Genomic DNA, 23419 nt, shown 5'->3' on the forward strand with positions numbered 1-23419 from the left:
TGCTGTTTCTGCCCTGCCAATCAGCAGCGACAGTTATTTATTATACTCGCTTGTCGAAAAATGTCAACACCTTTTCCACTTTTTTGAAAGATTTTTTCTTACATTAAATATACCAAAATCCGAAGAGGAAAACCCCTTCGGATTTTAATATACCCAAAATAAATAGAATCAAATCATGTCTCTGCGACTTTTCCATTTCCTTGCATAACCGTCACGTGTCGTCTGCGCTGGCTGGCAAAAATCGAACCGGAAATATTATGCCATACGCTGAAAATGGCTCCAGGCAGTGTTGCCAAAGGGTTTGCTGCAAAGTTGGCAGCCGCAAGAGATACAGCCAGGCCGCTGTTTTGCATTGCAACCTCAATAGAAACAGCTGTTTCCTTTTCATAAGAAAATCCCAGCAATTTTCCAGCGGAAAGACCCAGCAACAGCCCAATGCCGTTATGCAATACCACGATCAACAGAACCAATGCGCCGCAAGTTACAATTTTTTCAGCATTATTTGCTACAATACCTGCAATAATCATAACAATAGAAATTACAGAAATCAAAGGCAGAATGCTGGAAACCTTTTTGACAAATCCTCCAAAAACTGTATGGATTAAGATACCCAACAAAACAGGGATCAGCACGATCTTTACCACAGAAGTAATCATAGCCAGCAGAGATACCTCTACCCATGCACCAGCAAGCAAACGAACCAATACCGGTGTCAGAATAGGTGCCAGAAGTGTGGATACAATGGTCATGCCTACCGAAAGAGCCACATCTCCCCCTGCAATATATGTAATAACGTTGGATGCTGTGCCGCCGGGGCAACATCCAACTAAAATCACGCCCAGCGCCAGATCCGTAGGCAGCTGCATCACCTTTGCCAGTCCCCATGCAGCCAAAGGCATGATTGTGTACTGGGCAACACAGCCCACCAAAACCTCCTTCGGGCGAGTAAAAACGATTCTGAAATCCTTGCCGCTGATCGTCAAGCCCATGCCAAACATCGCTACCCCTAAAAACCAAGAGGTATAATTCGTGGCCCATGCAAAACCTGAAGGCTTAAAAAAAGCCAGCACGGAAAACAAAATGATGATGACCCCAATATATCTGGAGAGGAATCCACTAAACTTAGAAACTTTTTCCAAAACATTTATCTTTTGCATTTTTTCTTCACCCGCTTTTATACCTGATAGCTGAAATTATCGATGAGGCGCGTCTTGCCGATGTAAACCGCCATAGCCACCAATACATCACGGTCAATGGTTTCAACTGGTTCCATGGTCAATGCATCCACCGCGGAAACATAATCGATCTTCGCCATAGGCTCCGCTTCGATCACTGCTTTCATTTCTGTCAGCAGTTCTTCCGCTTTCATACCTGTTTTGATGATTTCACGACCGCAAGCCACGCTGCGGGAAAGGCACAGTGCCGCCTGACGTTCTTCCGGATTCAGATATGTATTACGGGAGGATTTTGCCAGCCCGTCCGCTTCACGAACGATAGGACAGCCAACAATTTCAATATCGAAATTCAGGTCTTTTACCATTTTGCGGATGATTGCCAGCTGCTGTGCGTCTTTTTCCCCAAAATATGCTCTGTCAGGGGCTGCAATATGGAACAGCTTAGATACAACCGTGCAGACGCCACGGAAATGGATAGGGCGAGTACGTCCGCAAAGATGATCGGAAAGCCCTTCAATAGAAACATACGCCCGGGGATCATCATACATATCTTCCGGTTCCGGATGGAAGATCAGATCCGCACCAAGACTTTCGCAAAGCGCACTATCTCTTTCAAAATCTCTGGGGTACGCAGCCAAGTCTTCATTGGGGCCAAACTGTGTAGGATTGACAAAAACAGAAACCACTACCTTGTCGTTCTGTTCCCGGCATTTTTTAATCAGGCTGCCATGGCCTTCATGCAAAAAGCCCATCGTCGGCACCAAGCCAACAGTCAGTCCTTCTTTTTTCCACGCCTTAATGATTTCTCTTGTTTCAGGGATTGTTTTTGTTACTTGCATTTTATCTTCCTCATTTCGCTTAAATTTGAAGATAGCCTCGTCCCAAATTCCGTTACATGCCTTCCGTCCTATTGATTTGATATCCTCCTTCCCTAAAAAACAAAAAACCTTCTGGGCCCAGCTCAGAAGGTAGGATTTGCATAGCAAAAAATTCTTACGTTCTTCTGAGTCTTATTTCTTGCGAATATAAGCTCATCTTGTCATAAGATTAAATAAAATTTAGATTTTTATGTAACAGTGAATGGTCTGGGAGTGTAGTTTTGAAAACAAATACTATCTCCGAGGACATTTTAGCACCGGTCTGTCAAAAAAACAATCATTTTTGTAAAAAATTTAACAGTTTGACCATTCTCTGCAAAAGAAAAATCCCCCTTGCGAATCTTTTTTGCAAGGGAGATTTTTATGCAGTTTTTCAAAGAAAGAACGGCATCCTCAGTACCTGCTTATTTTAAATTGAAGAAAGCATCTACACCCAAATATTCTGCTGCGTCGTCCAATTCTTCTTCGATTCTCAGCAACTGGTTATATTTTGCCACACGGTCTGTTCTTGCAGGCGCACCTGTTTTGATCTGACCGGCGTTTACTGCAACAACGATATCAGCAATCGTAGCATCTTCTGTTTCGCCGCTTCTATGGGATACTACTGCTGTCATTTTGTTTCTGTTTGCCAGCTGGATGGCATTGAACGTTTCTGTCAAAGTACCGATCTGGTTTACTTTAATCAGGATAGAATTACCTGCTTTCAGGTCAATCCCCTTCTGCAGTCTTTCTGTATTTGTAACGAACAGGTCGTCACCAACCAACTGAATCTTATCACCCAGTTCTTTTGTCAAAAGCTGCCAGCCAGCCCAGTCTTCTTCTGCCAAGCCATCTTCCAGAGAGATCAGAGGATATTTCGCAGCCAGAGCCTTCCAGAATTCTACCATTTCTTCGGAAGTTCTTACGATTTCCTTGCCTGCCATCTGGCTTTCCCCAGGGAAGTAATATTTGCCGTCTTTTTCATTGTACAGTTCTGTTGCGGCAGCATCCAGTGCGATCTTGATATCTTCGCCCCATTTGTAGCCGGCAACTTCAACTGCTTCTTTGATCAGATCGATTACAGCGTCTGCTGTAGGCAGGTCAGGCGCAAAGCCTCCTTCGTCGCCAACTGCTGTGGACAGGCCTTTATCTTTCAGTACTTTTTTCAGTTTATGATAGATTTCCGCACACATTCTCAGAGCTTCCTTGAAGGAAGATGCACCTACGGGCATAATCATGAATTCCTGTACGTCTACTGTGTTGTCTGCATGTTTGCCGCCATTCATAATATTCATCATAGGAACGGGCATTGTTTTTGCATTGAAGCCGCCCAGATACTGATATAAGGGCAGATCCAGTGCTTCTGCCGCTGCTTTCGCTACTGCCATGGAAACACCCAGAATGGCATTTGCGCCCAGTTTGCCCTTGTTGGGTGTACCGTCCAGAGCGATCATGACTTTATCAACAGCAATCTGATCCAGCGCATTCATACCAATGATTTCATCGGCAATGATATCGTTTACATTATCAACAGCATCCTGTACGCCAACGCCATTGTATCTGTCGCCGCCGTCCCGCAGTTCCACCGCTTCAAAGGCACCTGTGGATGCGCCGCTGGGAACAGCCGCACGCCCAACGATGCAATCATCTACGATAACTTCCACCTCAACTGTGGGATTGCCTCTGGAGTCCAGAATTTCTCTTGCGTATACGTCTGTGATTTCGTAATAACCTTTCATGTTTCAAAATCCTCCTTTTTTATGTTAGTGGCTCCGCCTCCAACACCCCCGCTAGGGGAATGGTTCCCCTAGGGCCCCCATTGGCAAACGCATATATGCGTTTGCAGTATCGGGTTCTTAGGGGGTGCCCCCTAAGCAGGAGTTTGAGGGCAGCGTCCTCAAGTTCTTATTTGCTGACTAACAGGCTTGTTCCTGTCATTTCCTCTGGTTTGGGCAGTCCCATCATTTCCAGCAGAGTAGGCGCAATATCTGCCAGCTTGCCGCCTTCCCGCAGGCCAACCCCATCCGTATAGTTCACCAGAATAAAGGGAACAGGGTTTGTGGTATGGGCTGTAAAGGGCTGTCCGCTTTCATAATCAATCAACTGATCGCTGTTGCCATGGTCAGCACAGATAAACATCTGCCCGCCAACCTCCAGCAATGCCTCCATCACTCTGCCAATGCAGGTATCCACCGTTTCCACCGCCTTGATGGCCGCCGGCAGAATGCCGGTATGCCCCACCATATCAGGGTTGGCATAGTTTACAATGATGAGATCATATTCCCTGGAACGCAAGGCTTTTACCAAGCCGTCTGTTACTTCCACTGCGCTCATTTCCGGCTGCAGATCATATGTGGCAACCTTCGGAGAAGGCACCAGCCATCTGTCTTCATTGGGATTGGGTTCTTCCACGCCGCCATTGAAGAAAAATGTCACATGGGCGTATTTTTCTGTTTCCGCCGTGCGGAGCTGTTTCAGCCCAAGGGAAGAAATATATTCCCCCAAGGTATTTGTCAGCTTCTGGGGCTTGAAGGCCACTTCCTTATTGGGAATGGTCACATCATATTCTGTAAAGCAGATATATTTCATATCCTGCGGTGCTTTTTCTCTCCCAAAACCATCGAAATCAGGGTCGCATAAAGATCGGGTGATCTCTCTGGCCCTGTCCGGGCGGAAATTGTAGAAAATGACTGCATCATGATCGCTGATCTTGCCAACTGCCATACCATCCTCTTTGACGATAACCGTAGGCACCATAAATTCATCGGTCTTCCCTGCTGTATAGGAATCCTTAATGGCCTGCACCGCATCTGTGGCAGTCGTTCCTCTGCCCAATACCATAGCGTGATAGGCTTCTTCCACCCGTTCCCAGCGTTTATCTCTGTCCATAGCATAGTATCTGCCCATGACTGTAGCAATTTTGCCTACGCCGATTTCACGCATTTTTTCCTCCAGCTGAGCGGTATATTCCGCGCCGGAAGTGGGGGGAGTATCTCTGCCATCCAGAAAAACATGGACATATACCTTTTCCAGGTCATTCCGTTTGGCCAACTGCAGCAAAGCATACAGATGAGTATTATGGCTATGAACACCGCCATCGGAAAGCAGACCATACAAATGCAACGCCGAATGATTTTTCTTGCAATGCTCTACTGCCGCCAAAAGTTCCGGGTTTTCAAAGAAATCCCCATCTTCAATGGCTTTTGTAATACGGGTCAGTTCCTGATAAACCACACGGCCTGCCCCCATATTCAGGTGGCCAACTTCAGAATTCCCCATCTGCCCGGCGGGCAGGCCAACGTCCAGACCGCTGGCATAGCCCTGTACAGCGGGGTATTTCTGCAGAATACCATCCAGCACAGGGGTATTCGCCTGTTTGATGGCGTTGCCCTCTTCTTTTTCATTGATGCCAAAGCCATCCAAAATCATCAAAACTGTTGTTTTTTTCTCCATTTTTGCCTCCTTCTCTGGGAGTTTTACTCCCAGTCCCCCACAAGGGGAAAATGAGAACAATTTTATTTATTATAGTGTACGATAGAAGCAAATTCTTCTTTCAGGCTGGCGCCGCCCACCAGACCGCCATCGATATCCTCCATGGCGAACAGCTCTGCGGCATTCTTGCCGTTTACGCTGCCGCCATACTGGATACGTACTGCATCGGCAGTTTCCCTGCCGTATACTTCCGCCAACACTTCACGGATAGCATGGCACACCTCCTGCGCCTGTTCAGATGTAGCTGTTTTGCCTGTGCCAATGGCCCAGATAGGTTCGTAAGCGATGACAACTTTTTTCACGTCTTCCGCAGAAATACCCGCCAGGCCGCATTTGATCTGAATGCGCACCCACTCGATGGTAATGCCTGCTTCCCGCTGTTCCAATGTTTCCCCACAGCACATGATAGGCACCATGCCTGCTTCCAACGCTTTCTTTACTTTTTTGTTCACAGATGCATCGGTTTCACCAAAATACTGGCGGCGTTCCGAATGCCCCAGAACCACATAACCAACACCCATTTCTTTGAGCATGGGAGCGGAAACCTCCCCTGTGAATGCGCCGTTTTCTTCAAAGTGCATATTTTCCGCGCCAACGCCAATACCTGTGTCCTTCAGTTCTTCCAGGACAGGATACAGATCCACAAAAGGCACGCAGAAAACCACTTCTGCCTCGTCGGAAACGACTTTATCCTTCATTAATTTGCAGAATTCCGCCGCTTCTTTGGGTGTTTTATTCATTTTCCAATTGCCTGCAATAATTTTCTTTCTCATATCAGATTCCTTCTCTCTCCGCTGCAAAAGCACGTTCCGCAGCCAATTCTATTTTGCGCACCACATCTTTTCCATCCATACCGGAAGAGACCATGATGCGAGGCAGGGCATCCCGAGAAGTTGCCCGTGTAATGACGCTGTTTTCCACAGTAAACTGCAGCACATAGCCATCCTCTTCCAAAAGACGCTGAGATTCCTCTGTATAACGTCCATTGGGATAAGAAATCGCTTTCACATGGTCTGCCGTCAAGTTCTCGTCCAGAGCCTCTTCGCTTCTCTGTACAGATGCAAGGAACTCCTCTTCTTTGCCGGCTTCCACAGGCTGGTGATCCGCTGTATGGCTGTAAATCTTCACCCATCCGCTGTTTTCCATTTCCCATGCCTGCTTCCATGTAAATTTCTGAATACCAATCTGGTTTGTAACATAATCTGTCACCGCGAAAATAGATACAGGGATACGATATTTTTCAAACAAAGGATACCCCAGATCATAATTGCTGTAATACCCATCATCCATAGTGATGCAAAGATACTTCTGATCCAAGCCAAGACCGATTCCCTTCGCACGGGTATTTTTTTCTGTTTTTTTCAAAATCTTATCCAGCTGTTCCAAGGAAATGATTTTATATCCCTCAGCTTTGAAATATCGAAGCTGATCCTCCAACTCCGTTACTGTCGTTACAACGCCATTGCCGCTGCCCATATCCCGGATCGCAAAATGATGGTACATCAACACAGGAATGTACTCCCCATACAATTCCTCCGGATCTGTGGCTTCCGCAGCATATTTTACATACTGGGGCTCTGCCGCGCTCTCTTCCTCCGCCGCATAAGCCGCGGAAAGCGAAAAGAGGGAAAAGACCAAAGCGAGCACAGCCACCGCTGTTTTCCTTTTCCCCATTGTGTTTTCTCTCTTTTCAATTCTTATTTATCATCTACCGCAACCACGCCGGGCAGTTCTTTGCCTTCCAAAAATTCCAGAGAAGCGCCGCCGCCTGTAGAGATATGTGTCATTTTATCGCCATACCCCAGCTGGTTGACTGCCGCCGCGGAATCGCCGCCGCCAATGATGGTAGTTGCATCAATGGAAGCCATCGCTTCTGCCACAGCCTTTGTGCCTTTTGCAAAGTTTTCAAATTCAAAAACACCCATAGGGCCATTCCAAACCACTGTCTTCGCACCTTTGATGGCATCTGCAAACTGTTTTCTGGTTTCTTCGCCGATATCCAGCCCCATCCAGCCATCAGGGATCTCGCCAGTAGGTACTGTTTTATATTCTGTATCGTTCTTAAATTCCTGTGTGATAACAGTATCCACAGGTGTCAGGAATTTCACGCCTTTTTCTTCTGCTTTTTTCATCATTTCCAGCGCATAAGGCACTTTATCCTCTTCCAGCAGGGAATTGCCCACTTTGCCGCCCTTTGCTGCTGCAAAGGTATACGCCATGCCGCCGCCGATGATAAGGGTATCTACCTTTTCCAGCAGGTTATTGATCACATTGATCTTATCGGAAACCTTGGACCCCCCCAGAATTGCTACGAAGGGTCTTTCAGGGTTATTGACTGCATTGCCCAAAAATTCGATTTCTTTTTCCATCAGATACCCAACGGCAGATTCTTTTACAAATGCTGTCACACCCACGGTGGAACAATGGGCTCTGTGGCTGGTGCCAAAGGCATCATTTACAAAAATATCTGCCAGAGAAGCCAGTTCCTTGCTGAAGTTTTCTTCGTTCTTTGTTTCTTCTTTTCTGTAACGGGTGTTTTCCAGCAGAACAACATCGCCGTCTTTCATGGCCGCCACTGCAGCCTTTGCATTTTCGCCGACTACGTTATCATCTTTCGCAAAAACAACTTCCTTTTTCAGCAGTTCGGAAAGTCTCTTCGCTACGGGAGCCAAAGAAAGTTCAGGTTTTACCTCGCCCTTGGGCTTACCCATATGAGAACAAAGGATAACCTTTGCACCATCGCCAATCAGTTTTTTGATGGTAGGCAGTGCTGCTGTGATTCTGTTTTCGTCTGTGATGACGCCATCTTTCAAAGGTACGTTAAAATCACATCTTACCAATACACGTTTTCCTTTTACCTGTAAATCGTCCACTGTTTTTTTATTCAGCATCCGTATTTCTCCTTTCTGCATTTGGCCGAAGCCTGATACCCTAGAGTTTTCCCATGAATCTGCTCTATTATGAAATAACTCTATTATGAAAATAACAGCATCTTTATTTGGGACGAAAAATGTCCCTCTGAAGATATTATACGATAAGATTTACTTTCCTGCAAGTCTCAACATTTCCAAAGCTGCACCTTCATCTGTCACAAAAATGCCCTTGGGAATACTGCGGCTGACTGCCAGCAGGCTTTCTGCCTTTTTCTTGCCGCCGGCCACCACAATAATGCAGTCCATCTTGTCAATGTCATTAAAATCTATGCCGATGGAACGGGTCTCATAAACAACTTTTCCCCTTCCGTCAAAATAATATCCGCAGGCCTCTGCCACGGCATGGTCTTTTTCCAGCTGTTTGCGGATATTTTCATCCAAACGGCGTTTTTCCGCCATTTCCAAGGCATTGCCTACGCCCAGCAGCAGAATATTTGCCTGTTCCATTTCTTCAATGGTTTCCGCAATATCAGGGTCTTTCTTCATCTCATCCAGCACATGGGGGCTCAGGTTATCCGGCAGATGCAGCAAGCGATAATCCGCCTGCAATTTATCCGCCAGCTTCGCTGCCAAAGTATCTGCCTGCAATTCCAGCCTGCGGCCAATACTGCCGCGGGCAGGAAGCACCATTTTTGCCATGGGTGCCGTTGCCTCCGGTGCTGCCTGTACCAGTTCCGCCATGGCAGAGCCACCGGCAATGGCAATCCGCAGGTCTGCTGTTGTATTTTCCGAAAGGACACGCGCTGCCAGCTGTCCCATTTCCTTCTGGGCGCGGTCGCTGCCGTCGCTGTCTCCTTGGGCAATATATACTTTTTGGGCACCCAGTGCATCTGTCAGCCGCTCTTCCAAAATGGAAAGCCCTGTCAGCGCAGAAAAAATAGTCTCCAATCCTTCCAGCACTTCCATGCCCTCCTCCGTCAGGCTCATGCCGATCTTGGAAACATTCACCAGATTTTGGGCGCTCAGCCGTTCAATCTCGCTGCGTACAGTTCTTTCCGTCATCCCCAGGGAAAGCACCACAAGGCGCCGCCCGCAGGGCTGCAGCAATCTGACAGTTTTCAATACCCGATATCGCTTTACAATTTCTTCCGTCAAATCCGGCGCGATTTTTTTGACCAGTTGTAATTTATATTCCATGTTTCTCACACACCTTATTTGGCTATCATCCGTCCCGCAAGTTCCTTTTCCGTCCCAGTTTCTATAAAAAAAGAGGGCGAAGCAGAAAAGACCCTGCCCCCTTCTTTTTCTTCATTCCCAGGATCAAGCCTGTTCTACCTTTACAGAATCATCCACGTCTTTATCTGTGCAGCAGCATTCATCATCGTCACAGATTTCATCGTCCAGATCATCCCAGTCATAATCCCATTCTTCTTCGTATTCATCATCCATTTTTGTTTTCAGCAGATAAACAACACCTACTGTCACAGCGATCAAAACAGCTGTTACCAGCGCGATTACAGCAAACAGAGTCTTTTTGTCTTCGCCGTCTTTCAAAATAACGATTCTTTCTTTCAGACCATCAAAGTTGGGTGCTACTTCAAAATATTTTTTCATACTCACATCTCTCCTTTGGCTTTTTATGATTTGCTTTCACCGAATTTCTTTCTCAAAAACTCTTTGTTCTTCCGCATTTCACTATATTCATAGTATGCTTTTTTCAAAATTTGGCGTTCATCGTTGAATTTCAGCAGATGATAAGCCTCATGGAATTTGTAGAAGCCAGCATCAGCAAAGAATTCCTCACTCTGGGGTTTGCAGTAGAAAGAGTTGGCACTCATCAGATACCAATGTACGGTTTTGCTGACAGTATCCTCACTGCCTTTGAAAGTATACTGGGTCTTGCCGACATATTTGATAATCTCGCCGTTGGCCCCGCTTTCCTCTTTCACTTCCCGCAAAGCTGTCTGCCGATAGGTTTCACCTTCTTCCACTGTGCCCTTAGGGAGAACCCAGCCCATATATCTGCCATTCTGGTTTTTATACAGCAGAAGGATCTTCCACTTGTATATCACGACGCCGCCGCAGCTCACTGCTTCTATCATCGTTTTCCTCCCGCCTATTCAGTTTTTTGCATTGTCTATAGTATATCGCTTTTTCTATTCTTTTTCAAGGTATTTCCAAAAAGATTCTCCCAGTGGGTCTGAACCTATCCCATATCTTTTTTCCGGAAGGGAGAACGGTTTTGCAGCGCTTTGATTTTTTTCATACCAGATACCCAAAGCCAAATTTCCAGTGCTGCGAAAAACACCCAAAATATCCCCTCTTTTTCCAACAAAAAATAATTATACAGCCCATGGGCAAGGTAAGGCGCAAGAAATGCCCATGGCAGATATCTTTTTTCATTCCGATACTTTCCTTGGGCAAGATAATAACCCATCTGTATGCCGAAAAGCCCATGCCCCGGCACAGAAAGAAGGGCCCTCGTCAGTGCCGTTTCATAGCCGCCCAAAACAGGATGGGTCACATAAATGATATTTTCCACCCATGCAAAGCCCAATGAAACAAACACACCGTAAACGATGCCATCTAATGGTTCATTAAAATTTTTATTGCCCCAGATGAGCAGAATAAGAAAGAGGAATTTTACCATCTCTTCCACCCCTGCCGAACTGAAAAACGCCGTATAAAAAGGCGTTTCTTCATGGGGAAAGCGCATTTCCACCCAACTGCCGAAAGCATAGACCACCGCCGCCGTATACAGCCCGAACAATAGCCCCAGAAAGAGCATCTTCCACGGCTCTTTTTCATATTTATCCTTAATGTATAGGAAAAACAACCCCGCTGCCGCCGGCGCACTGGCAATTTCGATGAGCATATACTTTCTCCTTTCCGCTTGCCATATTTCCATTATTTTTTGCGAAAAGTAAAGAAACTATAAGTCAAAATTTTTGTAAAAAAAGAAAGCATTCCGTGAAAAAAACTGCCGAAATGCTTTCCTTAGGTTTATTCCGTTTTAATTGCCGTCAGTGCGCTCAGCTTCATGGCACGTTTCGCAGGCAGATAGCCCGCCAGAATGCCCACGCCTGTGGCAAAGGCAACCGCCCCCAGCGCCAGCCATAGCGGAATGGACGACTGCATGGTGCTTCCCTGCTGCGCTGCCACCACATTCACAAGGAAAGAAATGCCGAAGCTCACTATAATCCCAACGATACCACCAGAAAAGCCGATGAAAGCCGCCTCTGTCAAAAACAACCGTTTGATATCCTTCAAAGATGCCCCAATGACCTTCATGATACCGATTTCCTTTGTCCGTTCATAAATAGCCATGACCATGGTATTGGTGATGCTGATGGCCGCAACCACCATGGAGATGGCGCCAATGGCCCCCAGAACCAGGCGCAGCATTTTGGTCGTCTCCTTCATGGCTTCCAGTTCATCTGTCAGGCTGGAGGCACGGAATCCCAAATCCTTGATCTGCTGCTGTACCTTCTGAACGTTTTCTATTTCATCCACCTTTACCAGCACCTGCTGATATTCCTTGGACTGGCTGCGGCTGGAAGCATTCTGAGAGCCAGATTGTTTTTTCTCCCACTCCTGCCTGTCCTTCTGTATTTTTTCCAGTTCTTTGATGGGCATAATCACACGCCAGCTGTCGTTGCCTTCAGCGGAAAGCTTCCCCACCGCTTCCACCTTTACAGGCTTGATGCTCTTATCCGCATTGCGTGTCCCATAATTCCAGTCATAGGTCAGGCTGAGCTTTTCCTGCAGCACATCCACCTGGGGCGGTTCTGAAGCATAGCGCATTTCCCAGTTCAGCTTCGGGTCATAAAATTCCACACCGCCGCCCACAACGATAGCCTTACTATCCTCCGCAGTCAGCCCTCGCCCTTCCACAACACGATACCCCAGGGCTTCCATAGCACCAGGGTCGATGCCCATAATACTGGCGTCAGCAATATATTTTCCTGCCACCAAATACAGATATTCCTCTACAACAGGAGAAACCGCCTCCACATGCTCTATCTGGCGAAATTGCTCCACCGCCTTGCTGTTCAGTTCGTCCTGCTTTTTTTCCTGTTTCATGGAATCTGATGCCTCATCATATATCATTCCGCCGCTGGGGTATACATTGATGACCTGCAGGCTGCCCCAGCTTTCCAGTTGCTGGGCAAAGCCCTGGTTCATGCCAATCCCGATGGAAACCATAACAACGATGGATGCCGTGCCAATCACAACCCCAAGAACAGTCAAAAACGTCCGCAGCTTTCTCTTCAAAAGGTTTCGCAGCGCCATATCAATCAAATCTCTTGTGTTCATAAGGGCATCCCTTCTTTATCTTCCTCCCCGATGATCTCTGTCAGTTCCTCCTCAAAATCATCCAGATCATCCTCTTCCAACTCCTCCAGATCACTCACGCTTTCCGCTGTGCTTTTGGGCGGTTCTTTCTGTTTTTTCACAAATACTGCCAATGCCGCTGCCAGCAAAATCACAAGCCCAATGCCCGCTGCTGCTCTCTTCATATCCAGAGGGGGATTTTCCTCCATTCCTTCCATTTCTTCCGGCATCACAGGCTCTGTGACATTCAATATCATATCTCTGCGTTCTTCTATAGTCTCTCCTGTAGGGTCTTCATAGCTGATAAGAATGCTGACGGGGATTTCCCCTGCCGTGTTCGGTGTGAATGTCGTTTCAAAATAATCGCTGCTGCCAGCTTCCATATTACCGATGTAGGTATTCTTATTGGGGCAGTCCACATCCCCCTCCACTTTGATCATCAGATTATTCAGGGTCACTTTCCCTGTGTTGTAATAGCTGAAGGCCACCGTCACAGGCATGCCCTGTTCCACCATTTCAGGCAAGGAAAATTCATCGATCTGCAGTTCTGTCATCTGTTTCACATTGATGCCCAAAAGCTCTGTTGCGGTATATTCCGTTCCTTTGCTGTCCTCATATTCAAAGTTGACCGTCAGGGTATAGGTCTTCGGTTGAGCATCCGGCACCACATACAGCCGCAGGGATTTATCCACCGTTCCCTTGGGGCGAATGGAATCAAAATAAAAGGTATTGCTGCTATTGACCGGTGTAAAAATATTGCCGGATTTTTCTGTTTCCGAAGAGGTTTCCTCCGCCAGAGTCAAGAACATTTTGATATTTTTCACCGTTTTATCCTTATGGGTATTCATCAGCGTCATTTTCAGATCAAATTCTTCCCCTGCCATAACGATCAGCGGGTCACATTCATAATTGCTGACGATGATCTTGGGCTTGCTTTTGTTTTCCTCTTCATCCTGATCCGGGTTGCTCACATTGACTCCCGCAAATTGTTTAAAGGTAGTCGTTGCCGTGCCGCCGGAAGTATATTCCACCGTGAACTGAATAGCGTAATTCTGAGAAGCAGAGGCCGCCGTTCCCGCGAAAGTAAAGGACTGACGGGAACTTGCGCCGGGTGCCAGTGCGGGGATAGTTTTCATGCTGGCAGATTTAGGGACGACCGCAGAGCTGTCCACAGGTTCCGCCGTAATGACGATATCCTTCGCTGTCACTACCCCTTTGTTATGCAGATCAAAGGAAACGGTAAAGTTCTGGTTTACGCCGTAAATCCCCTTAGGCTCCTGCATATTCCGAATCTCCAAATCTGCTTTTCTGCCTGCCACACCGCCAATATTGATATAATACTGACTGGTCTTTTCATGCTCTTTGCCAAATTGATCCTGATATTTCAGTTTGATGGCAACAGGGTAATTTCCCGCAGCCATATCTGCCGCTGCGACCAATGGAAAGCTAAAGGCGACACTATCCCCCATGGCCAGCTTAGAAAGCATCTTGCTGTTGAAGCCGCCGGTCAGGCTCACGCCTTCCGTCGTCAGGTTATCCAAAGAGATTTCCACCTGATACATATCCTGCCCGCCGTTATTGGTGACCTTCCCGCTCAGGTTCGCACTGCTGCCCGGTGTCATGGTCTCCGGTGACAGTTTCATATCCTTCAGCGCAAAGCTGGGCTCCAGATCAAAGCCTTTGATTTTCAGATAAATGGTCGTCGAACCGCTTTGGGCATTGCCGGAACGGCTGTTGTATGTATATTCAATGGGCAGGCTGTAGCTGCGTTCTTCTACATCGCCGTCCACCGTTACATTCAAAATCACCTTTTTGTATCCATTTGCCGAAAGGTCGCCCAAATCGCTGCCACCCTGCAGTTTAACACGAAAAGGTGCAATTCCCGAAGGTACTCTAGGCTGCAGGTTTACATTTTCCGCCATACCCAACCCTTTATTTTTTACCTGTAATTCGATTTTTGTCGTTTTTCCTGCTTCCACTTCATAGATGCCGTCTCCGCTGATAATGATATTTCCCTCTCCATCATCAGCAAAGCTCGTCACCCACTGTCCCATTGCCATGCAGAAAATCATTGCCAGCGCAAATAATCGCTGCATCCATTTCTTACTCATATATCCCCTCTCCTTTTCCCCGTAATCTTTTTTGAATCTTTTCTATTTTCCCATCCTGCAGCAGCACAATGCGATCGGCATATTCTGCCAGCTCTAAATCATGGGTAACAATGATCAGCGTCTGATTGTTTTTCTTTGCCATGCCCGTGATCAGATCCATCATTTCATAAGTCGTCTTTGTATCCAGATTACCTGTAGGCTCATCGGCAAAAACCACTGGCGGTTCATTTACAAACGCCCTGGCGATGCTGACCCTTTGCTGCTGGCCGCCGCTCATCTCAAAAGGCTTGTGCTTTGCCCGTTCCTCCAGGCCAACCGCTTTCAGCATTTCCATGGCCCGCTCATTCCGCTCCTTTATCGGAACCCCTTTGAAAATCAACGGAAGTGTCACATTTTCCAATGCGGTCAAAGTCGGCAGTAAATGATAAGACTGGAATACAAAACCCACATATTGCCTTCTGAAATTTGCCAGCTGTTCTTCATCCATTCGCTCGATGTGTTTTTTGTGAAATAAAATCTTCCCCTCTGTGGGCTTTTCCAGCCCTGCCATCAGGTTCAGCAGAGTCGATTTTCCTGAGCCGGATTTTCCAAACAAGCAACAGACCTCCCCCTGCCGGATGTTCAGCGAAACCCCATTGACAGCGCAGATAGATTCACTGCCCATCTGATATACTTTTTTTACATCCCTGATGCGAATGATATTTTCCTCCACGGATGTCCCCCCTTTATCGATCATATTTTTCCATCTTTTAATGGAATTTTAATCCAAGCCCATAGTATCATAGAGCAATCACAAAACAAAGGAGGATTTCCTTACGAATTCCTTACGATTTTTTTAAGTATCTTTTCCAAAGAAAAAGCCTTAAGTCTTTAGACCTAAGGCTGCTTTCATCCTTATTCTGTTACTTTAAATTTTGCCAATCTGTTGGCGGATTCTTCATCCACATAAACCTCCAGCAGGACACCTTCGCCGGTATGTTCTTCCCGAATGATTTCACATCTGCCGTGAACCCATCCGATCAGGCCGCCTTCTGTATAAGGCACCAATGCCGTCATGGATTTGCGGAAGCTCTGCAGCAATTTTTCCACCCGTTCCAGCAAAATATCCATACCTTCGCCTTTTGCCGCGGAAACCTGCACGATATCCCTTGCCATGGTATCCATGGGCAAAGGCAGTTCTACTTCATTATCCATTTTATTGAATACTGTGATGACGGGGGTATCTTCACAGCCCAGCTCCTTCAGGGTCTGATAAACCACCTTCATATGTTCCCCCCGGTTCGGGTTAGAGGCATCCACCACATGCAGCAGAATATCTGCATATTGCAGTTCTTCCAGCGTAGCCCGAAAAGCCTGCACCAGATGATGGGGCAGCTTCTGGATAAAGCCTACTGTATCTGTCAGGAAAATCTCGGAACCGCCGGGCAGCTCCACCTTTCTTGTGGTGGTATCCAATGTGGCAAAGAGTTTATTTTCCGCCAGAACACCTGCATCGGAAAGATCGTTCAAAATAGTAGATTTCCCTGCGTTGGTATAACCCACCAGAGAAATGACAGGGGTGCCTTTTTTGCTTCTCTGGGCTCTCAAAAGTTCCCGATGGGTACGAATATCTTGGGCTTCTCTGTTCAGCTCTGCAATGCGTTCCTTGATATAACGTCTGTCCGTTTCCAGCTTCTTTTCCCCGGGGCCCCTGGTGCCGATGCCGCCCCCCAGACGGGACATGGATGCGCCCATCCCCGTCAGGCGGGAAAGTCTGTATTTCAGCTGTGCCAGTTCTACCTGGATCTTCCCTTCCCCGGATAATGCCCTTGCTGCGAAAATATCCAGAATCACAATGGTTCTGTCCATCACCTTTGTCCCCAGCATCTGTTCCAGATTTTTCAACTGGGCAGGGGAAAGCTCATCATCGCAGACAATCCCCGTGGCATCATAAGCCTGTATCATGGTTTTCAGTTCTTCAATCTTTCCTGTCCCCAGATAATGCCCGGGGTGGATCCGTTCTCTTTTCTGCACAGAACGTGCCACAGCTATTGCCCCTGCTGTTTTCACCAGTTCTTCCAGTTCATCTAAGCAGGCATCCGTATCCATGGCGGAACGACTGTTTCTTTCGTCCATTTCCACAGCTACCAGGATGACACGTTCCTCCAGTTCATTCAATTCGTGTAATTCCTTCGCCATTTTATACCTCCCGCAGCCATACGCCGTCAAAAGAGAATTCCGCCGGGCCTGTCATGTATACATGGTTGTCTGCTTCTCTCCATTCGATGGTCAATGTACCGCCAATCAGTTCCACTTCCACAGTTCTGCCTGTTTTTCCGTTCAGAAAGCAGGCCACAGCTGTGGCGCTGGCGCCGGTGCCGCAGGCCCATGTTTCGCCGCTGCCCCGTTCCCAAACCCGCATTTTCACGTGGCTGTCATCTACGATTTCTACAAATTCCACATTGACTTTATTCGGAAACATAGAGTGTATCTCTGCTGCCTTGCCATAGGTTTCAATGGGATATTCTTTCACATTTTCCACAAAAGTGACCGCATGAGGATTTCCCATAGAAACACAGGTAAAGGAAAATGTTCTGTCCAAAATTTCTGCCGTTTCGCCAATCACAGGATGCTTTTCGCTGACCACGGGAATCTGCGCTGCTTCCAGGATGGGTTCCCCCATATCCACGGTGATGCTTTCCACAATGCCATCCTTCACATGGAGGTCCAAATATTTCATGCCGCCCTTTGTTTCCAGCGCCACCAATGTTTTATCGGTCAAGCCTCTTTCATATACATATTTACCAATACAGCGCACCGCATTGCCGCACATTTCTCCCTCAGAACCATCCAAGTTGAACATTCTCATGCGAAAATCGCCCACTTCAGAAGGCATGATCAGCACAAGGCCATCGGAGCCTACGCCAAAGTGGCGTTCACTCATGGCGACCGCCAGTTTTTCAGGCTCTTCCACCTTTTCTTCCAAACAATTTATGTAGATATAGTCATTGCCGCAGCCCTGCATTTTTGTAAACCGCATACCACGCACTTCCTTTCTTTTATGTATGCGGGAAAACCTTCCCATAAAGGTTTTCTCCGCTTTGTTTGATTTATTGCTTTGTCATCCGCATGTGCTCTTCCTGCCCTACGGAATGATACATCGTCAGGCACCAAAGTCCGGCCAGTCCTACCAGTGCAAAGATTACCCGCGCCAGCCAGAACATACTGCCATGGAACAGCGTTGTAACCAAATCGAACCCAAAGAAGCCAATCAGACCCCAGTTCAGTGCACCGATAATCACTAACGTCAGTGCAAGGATATTTGTCGTTTTCATGGATATTCCTCCTTACGAAAATAGTAAACGGATGATTCCGTATCTCTAGTATCCCTAAGAAGTCCCATTTTATGAATTGATTTATACAAAAACCCGATTTACTAAAGCGCCAAAGTCGTTCCCCTTCAGATTGCCCACCGCCGAATAGCTGATTTTCTCAAAATCAAAGGTCTTTCTCGCCACTTCCAGCACATCTTCCGCCGTTACCGCTTCAATCTTCTGAATCACTTCTTCTGTCTCCTGCACACTGCCCCGCAGCAGCAAAGAGGCCCCCGCAGAAGTCATGCGGTTCAGGGTACTTTCTGTGCCGATGATGAAATTGGAAATCATCTGCTCCTTCGTTACCTCAATAAGCTTTTCCGGGAACGCCTCCGCTTTTACTTCTTTGATCTCTTCTGCAATCAGTTCAAATACTTTTTCCGCCTGGTTGGGGTTCATGCTGGCACAAATCGTAAAAATACCCGTATCCGCAAAAGCGGTAGTATAACTATAGATGGAATAGGTCAGCCCATGCTCCTCCCGAATTTTCTGAAAGAGACGAGAACTCATGCCGCCCCCAAAAAGTGTGTTAAAAATCGCCATGGCATACTTCTGGGGATGTTCCCGCTCCAACCCGGGAAAAGCAATGCAGACATGCACCTGCTCCACATCTTTTTCTTTTTCCACGCAGGAAATGTGATAGCTGGCTTGTGTATCATAGGGCTGGAAGGGCTGTTCCCGTTTCCATCCGCCCAGCTTTTGATTCAGTTTCTCCAGCATTTCTTCCGTCTCAAAATTGCCTGCCATAGAAAGAACCATATTATCCTGATGATAATTCCGTTCATAATATTCCCGAATGAATTGGGAATCAAATGCACCAATGGTCTCCTCTGTACCCAAAATAGGCATACCCAGGGAACTTTCCCGCCAAATGGCATCCTGCAGGGCATCATGCACCAGTTCTTCCGGCGCATCATCATACATATAGATTTCTTCCGTAATCACATTCCGTTCTTTTCTGACATCTTCCTCTGCAAGAAGGGGATGCAGCAGCATATCGCTCATCACATCCAAGGCACGGTCAATGTGCTTGTCCAGCACACGGGTATGATAGCAAGTATATTCCTTCGTGGTATAGGCATTGATCTGCCCGCCCAGTGCGTCCATTTCTTCGGCAATCTGCCTTGCGGTGCGGTTTTCCGTCCCCTTAAACATCATATGCTCGATATAATGGGACACACCATTTTCCCGGGGCAGTTCGTTTCTGGAGCCATTCTTCACCCAGATACCAAAGGAAATGCTGCGCACATAAGAAATGGATTCCAATGCCACTTTTATACCGTTGTCCAGCGTTCTGATACCAACCATATCATCTCTCCCAAAATCAGATTTTACTGCTTCTTATCATTAAACAAATTTCAGATTTTATGCTTTAAACCCATTTTGAAGGGTTCCAATTTCTTTTATGCTTCACCAAAGCACGATTTTCTATTTTCCCCCAATCTTCTCTGCAAATCTTTTCCTGCCATAATAAAAAGCAGAGGATATTTACAGGAGTCTCACCTGCAAACATCCCCTGCCTGCTTTTTGAAAATTATACTTCTTTATATTCTTCCGGTTCCACTGCGTCTCTCATAGAGAAATTCAGTCTGCCCTGTTTGTCGATTTCCATCAGCTTCACCATTACGCTATCGCCAACGGCCAAAACATCTTCCACTTTCGCAACACGTTTGTTGGAAATCTTGGAAATATGAATCAGGCCTTCCTTGCCGGGAGCAATTTCTACAAACGCACCGAATGTCATCAGTCTTGTGATCACACCTTTGTAGATAGTACCGGGTACGGGATCGCTTACAATAGCTGTAATCATATCCTTTGCCAGTTGGATGCCTGCGGGATCAATACCCTTGATGTAGATGGTGCCATCATCTTCTGTATCAATTTCACAGCCGGATTCTTCCACAATCTTCTTGATGACTTTGCCTCTGGAGCCAATCACTTCTGCGATTTTTTCTACATCGATCTGCATCTGCGCAATCTTAGGTGCATAAGGAGACAGTTCTTTTCTGGGTTCTGCAATGGCTTTCAGCATAACTTCGTTCAGAATATAGTCTCTTGCTCTGCCTGTCTGGGCAAAAGCCTGTTCAATCATAGGGAATGTCAGCCCATGGATCTTCATATCCATCTGGATCGCTGTGATCCCTTCGCTGGTACCTGCTACTTTAAAGTCCATATCACCAAAGAAGTCTTCTACGCCCTGAATATCTGTGATCTCAATAAAATCGTCATCGTTGTCTCCTGTTACCAAGCCAACGGAAATACCTGCAACAGGACGTTTGATAGGTACGCCTGCCGCCATCAGGGACAGTGTAGAGCCACAGATAGATGCCTGAGAAGTGGAACCATTAGAGCTCAGGATATCGGAAACCAGACGGATAGAATAAGGGAATTCTTCTTCGCTGGGGATTACGGGCAGCAGGGCTCTTTCGCCCAGTGCGCCGTGGCCGATTTCACGTCTGCCGGGGCCTCTGGATGTTTTTGCTTCCCCAACGGAGAAACCAGGGAAATTATAGTGGTGGATATATCTTTTGCCTGTTTCATTAGTATCCAGACCATCTAATCTCTGTCCTTCGCTGATGGCGCCCAGTGTAGTTACAGTCAGCGCCTGTGTCTGCCCTCTGGAGAACAGCGCGGAGCCGTGTACCCGAGGCAGTACGTCAACTTCCGCGGACAGCTTTCTGATTTCTTCAATGCCACGGCCATCGGGACGTTTGTGATCTCTCAGAATCATTCTTCTAACTGTCATTTTCTGGAATTTATAGATGATATCGCCGATCAGTGCGGGAATATCTGTTTCTTCCCCCAGCATTTCTGTCAGCTGTTCTGTCAGGGCTTCTGTTACTTCTTCTGTAACAGCTTTGATCTTTGCATCTCTGTCCTGCTTCCGTTCAGCGAAAACAGCGTCTTCCATTCTTGCATCTGTAATGAAGCCTGTTACCAGCTGATATGCTTCTTCAGGGATGACATATTCTGTATAAGGTGCTTTTTCTTTGCCTTCTTTTGCTGTGATCTCTTTGATAAATTCAACCACTTTCAGATTGGTATCGAATGCCAGATGGATGGCTTCCATCATCAATGCATCGGGAATTTCATCTGCACCGGCTTCGATCATCATAACCTTATCTTCTTTGGAAGATACGGTCAGGTTCAGTCTTGTTGTTTCTCTCTGGGCTGCGGTAGGGTTTACCACCAGTTCTCCGTCACAGTAGCCGATGTTTACGGAAGAAACAGGATCTGTGAAGGGAATATCAGAGATATTCAGAGCCAAAGAAGCGCCGATCATTGCCAGCACCTCAGGGGAGCAATCCTGATCTACAGACATAACTGTCGCAACGATAGCTACATCATTTCTGTAATCCTTAGGGAACAGGGGACGCAGAGGTCTGTCGATACATCTTGCTGTCAGGATAGCCTTTTCAGAAGGACGGCCTTCTCTTTTGATGAAACCGCCGGGAATCTTGCCAACGGAATACAGTCTTTCTTCATAATCAATGCTCAGAGGGAAGAAATCAATGCCATCTCTGGGCTTATCGGATGCTGTTGCAGTTACCAGAACAGTGGTATCGCCGTAGCGCATCAGAGCTGCGCCGTTGGCCTGTTCTGCCACTCTGCCGATTTCTGCTGTCAGTGTTCTGCCTGCCAGTTCCATGGAATAGCTTCTAAACATAATCATTCTCCTTTTCCATTCGTTTCTCTGCACCATAGATCTTCAACTTTATCCACAAAGAGCCTGCCCTTGTATACAAAGTTGGAAATCTATAGTGCGCCTTCTCGTATTTTTCTTTTGATAGAAAGAAAAGAGGGGAAACCGTCCCCTCTCTTCGTTATCATCTGTGAATTACTTTCTCAGACCCAGCTGTGCTACGATTGCACGGTATCTTTCGATATCGATTTCTTTCAGGTAATTCAGCAGACCTCTTCTCTGACCAACCATTTTCAGCAGACCTCTTCTGGAGTGATGGTCTTTTTTGTGCATTTTCAGGTGATCTGTCAGCAGAGTGATTCTTGCTGTCAAGAGAGCGATCTGTACTTCGGGAGAACCTGTGTCGTTAGGTGTTCTGCCGTATTTTGCAATGATTTCCTGTTTGTTGATTGTTGCTGCCATTGTTGTTTTCCTCCTTAGAAAATAGATGTTTTCTGATTTCTGTATCCCCGGAGACTAAGTAGTGGTCGGAGTGTCCGAAAACTGAGTCACGGTTTTACAACATTTATAGTTTACCATAGGAACCCCTTCTTTGCAAGGTAAAACAAAGAAATTTTCTGCGTTTTCCCTAAAAATACAAGGGTTTTCAGGATTTTGTCTTTCCTCTGGGGCAATATGCGCTTATCCATCATTCTCCCGGGCTATGCTTTCTGGTTTTCCCGAAAAATCCAGCTGGGAAAGCAGCACTGCCCCGAAAACCACGGCAAAGCCGATGCCCATTCTGGCTGTTACTTGCTCCCCATAAAGCAAAATAGAGAAGATGACACCGAATACGGATTCTAAACTCAGCAGAATCGTCCCCACCGTAGCATTGGTATATTTCAGCCCGATGCTTTGCAGGCTCAGGCAAAGGGCCGTGGAAAATACTGCCAGATACAGCACGTTTCCTGCCGCGCCAAAGGAAAGATGTTCCGGCATGCCGCCGGTAACGATCACACTGCCCCAGCCACAAAGGGCGGAAACGCAGATTTGCAGCATCGTCAGAAGCATAGGGTCTCTGCCTTGGCAAAATATGGAAATCGCAATGATGTTCGCCGCAAAGACCACACTGCACAGCAGCGTTACCCCATCGCCCAGCGTCAGCCCGCCGCCGCCATTCAGGGAAATCAGTCCAATGCCGATCAAGCAAATGACCGCCGAAAGCAGATGGTTCTTTTTCGGTTTTTCTTGCTTCACCAGCCAGTATAAAAAGGGAACGATCACGCAGTAAGCCGATGTCAGAAAGGCACTTTTGCCTGGGCTTGTCCCCAGTGTCATGGCTGCTGTCTGCAGGCCTGTGCCTAAAGCCATGGTAGCTCCCGTCAAGAATCCGCCTAAGAGATAGCCTCTATCGATATGGTGCCATTTTTTCACCGTTGCCGCTGCAGTAATCAGCCCCGCTATCGTAAAACGAGCCGCCACAATAAAGGATGTGGTCAGTTCATCCGCAGCAAATTTCTGAAACACAAAGGCACTGCCCCAAATCGCCGCTGTCAAAAGCAGCGCAAGGCTTGCCAAAACGGTTTTCTTTTCCCTCATTT

21 protein-coding genes are annotated in these 23419 nt (G+C 46.9%); all 21 read right to left on the reverse strand.

Going from position 1 to position 23419, the window contains the following annotated elements:
* Positions 1 to 173: 173 nt before the first annotated feature.
* The gene (locus tag ACI39P_RS09375) at positions 174 to 1157 is read right to left on the reverse strand and encodes a bile acid:sodium symporter (protein ID WP_439720408.1); all 984 of its coding nucleotides are present in this window, start codon (positions 1155 to 1157) and stop codon (positions 174 to 176) included.
* Between the two features lie 17 nt (positions 1158 to 1174).
* Positions 1175 to 2014, reverse strand: a complete 840-nt coding sequence (panC, locus tag ACI39P_RS09380) for a pantoate--beta-alanine ligase (RefSeq protein ID WP_439720409.1) — start codon at positions 2012 to 2014, stop codon at positions 1175 to 1177.
* 443 nt (positions 2015 to 2457) lie between these two features.
* Entirely contained in the window at positions 2458 to 3771 is a 1314-nt protein-coding gene (eno, locus tag ACI39P_RS09385) for a phosphopyruvate hydratase (protein WP_439720410.1), read from the reverse strand.
* A 166-nt stretch (positions 3772 to 3937) separates the two neighbouring features.
* Positions 3938 to 5485, reverse strand: coding sequence for a 2,3-bisphosphoglycerate-independent phosphoglycerate mutase (gene gpmI / locus ACI39P_RS09390; protein WP_439720411.1), 1548 nt, complete (start codon positions 5483 to 5485; stop codon positions 3938 to 3940).
* Positions 5486 to 5547: 62 nt separating this feature from the next.
* On the reverse strand, positions 5548 to 6297 hold the full coding sequence (tpiA, locus tag ACI39P_RS09395) for a triose-phosphate isomerase (protein WP_439720412.1): 750 nt from the start codon (positions 6295 to 6297) through the stop codon (positions 5548 to 5550).
* A 1-nt stretch (position 6298) separates the two neighbouring features.
* Positions 6299 to 7198, reverse strand: a complete 900-nt coding sequence (locus tag ACI39P_RS09400) for a polysaccharide deacetylase family protein (RefSeq protein WP_439720413.1) — start codon at positions 7196 to 7198, stop codon at positions 6299 to 6301.
* Between the two features lie 23 nt (positions 7199 to 7221).
* A complete protein-coding gene (locus tag ACI39P_RS09405) occupies positions 7222 to 8415 on the reverse strand; it encodes a phosphoglycerate kinase (protein ID WP_439720414.1) in 1194 nt (397 codons plus the stop codon).
* A 150-nt stretch (positions 8416 to 8565) separates the two neighbouring features.
* A complete protein-coding gene (locus tag ACI39P_RS09410) occupies positions 8566 to 9594 on the reverse strand; it encodes a sugar-binding domain-containing protein (protein ID WP_439720415.1) in 1029 nt (342 codons plus the stop codon).
* Between the two features lie 123 nt (positions 9595 to 9717).
* On the reverse strand, positions 9718 to 10011 hold the full coding sequence (locus tag ACI39P_RS09415) for a hypothetical protein (RefSeq protein ID WP_439720416.1): 294 nt from the start codon (positions 10009 to 10011) through the stop codon (positions 9718 to 9720).
* A gap of 23 nt (positions 10012 to 10034) precedes the next feature.
* The gene (locus tag ACI39P_RS09420) at positions 10035 to 10499 is read right to left on the reverse strand and encodes an NUDIX hydrolase (protein WP_320790737.1); all 465 of its coding nucleotides are present in this window, start codon (positions 10497 to 10499) and stop codon (positions 10035 to 10037) included.
* A gap of 104 nt (positions 10500 to 10603) precedes the next feature.
* Positions 10604 to 11272 (reverse strand): PrsW family glutamic-type intramembrane protease, encoded by a 669-nt coding sequence (locus ACI39P_RS09425; protein ID WP_439720417.1) that lies wholly within the window; start codon positions 11270 to 11272, stop codon positions 10604 to 10606.
* A 128-nt stretch (positions 11273 to 11400) separates the two neighbouring features.
* Positions 11401 to 12714 (reverse strand): ABC transporter permease, encoded by a 1314-nt coding sequence (locus tag ACI39P_RS09430; RefSeq protein ID WP_439720418.1) that lies wholly within the window; start codon positions 12712 to 12714, stop codon positions 11401 to 11403.
* Entirely contained in the window at positions 12711 to 14843 is a 2133-nt protein-coding gene (locus ACI39P_RS09435; RefSeq protein ID WP_439720419.1) for a COG1361 S-layer family protein, read from the reverse strand. The genes ACI39P_RS09430 and ACI39P_RS09435 overlap by 4 nt, the downstream gene beginning before the upstream one ends.
* Positions 14836 to 15579, reverse strand: a complete 744-nt coding sequence (locus ACI39P_RS09440; protein ID WP_439720420.1) for an ATP-binding cassette domain-containing protein — start codon at positions 15577 to 15579, stop codon at positions 14836 to 14838. Before ACI39P_RS09440 ends, ACI39P_RS09435 begins: the two co-directional genes overlap by 8 nt.
* A gap of 158 nt (positions 15580 to 15737) precedes the next feature.
* Positions 15738 to 17021, reverse strand: a complete 1284-nt coding sequence (hflX, locus tag ACI39P_RS09445) for a GTPase HflX (protein WP_439720421.1) — start codon at positions 17019 to 17021, stop codon at positions 15738 to 15740.
* Between the two features lies 1 nt (position 17022).
* Entirely contained in the window at positions 17023 to 17862 is an 840-nt protein-coding gene (gene dapF / locus ACI39P_RS09450) for a diaminopimelate epimerase (RefSeq protein ID WP_439720422.1), read from the reverse strand.
* Positions 17863 to 17932: 70 nt separating this feature from the next.
* Positions 17933 to 18157: a DUF378 domain-containing protein gene (locus ACI39P_RS09455; RefSeq protein ID WP_439720423.1), complete on the reverse strand. Its 225-nt coding sequence runs from the start codon at positions 18155 to 18157 to the stop codon at positions 17933 to 17935.
* An 81-nt stretch (positions 18158 to 18238) separates the two neighbouring features.
* The gene (locus ACI39P_RS09460) at positions 18239 to 19504 is read right to left on the reverse strand and encodes an insulinase family protein (protein WP_439720424.1); all 1266 of its coding nucleotides are present in this window, start codon (positions 19502 to 19504) and stop codon (positions 18239 to 18241) included.
* 226 nt (positions 19505 to 19730) lie between these two features.
* Positions 19731 to 21863 carry a polyribonucleotide nucleotidyltransferase gene (locus tag ACI39P_RS09465; protein ID WP_439720425.1) on the reverse strand — a complete coding sequence of 711 codons (2133 nt, stop codon included), beginning with the start codon at positions 21861 to 21863 and terminating at the stop codon, positions 19731 to 19733.
* Positions 21864 to 22034: 171 nt separating this feature from the next.
* The gene (rpsO, locus tag ACI39P_RS09470) at positions 22035 to 22301 is read right to left on the reverse strand and encodes a 30S ribosomal protein S15 (protein ID WP_439720426.1); all 267 of its coding nucleotides are present in this window, start codon (positions 22299 to 22301) and stop codon (positions 22035 to 22037) included.
* A gap of 219 nt (positions 22302 to 22520) precedes the next feature.
* Positions 22521 to 23417, reverse strand: a complete 897-nt coding sequence (locus ACI39P_RS09475) for an EamA family transporter (RefSeq protein ID WP_439720427.1) — start codon at positions 23415 to 23417, stop codon at positions 22521 to 22523.
* Positions 23418 to 23419: the final 2 nt, after the last annotated feature.

The sequence above is a fragment of the Anaerotignum sp. genome (genome assembly GCF_051877975.1).
Taxonomy (GTDB): domain Bacteria; phylum Bacillota; class Clostridia; order Lachnospirales; family Anaerotignaceae; genus Anaerotignum_A.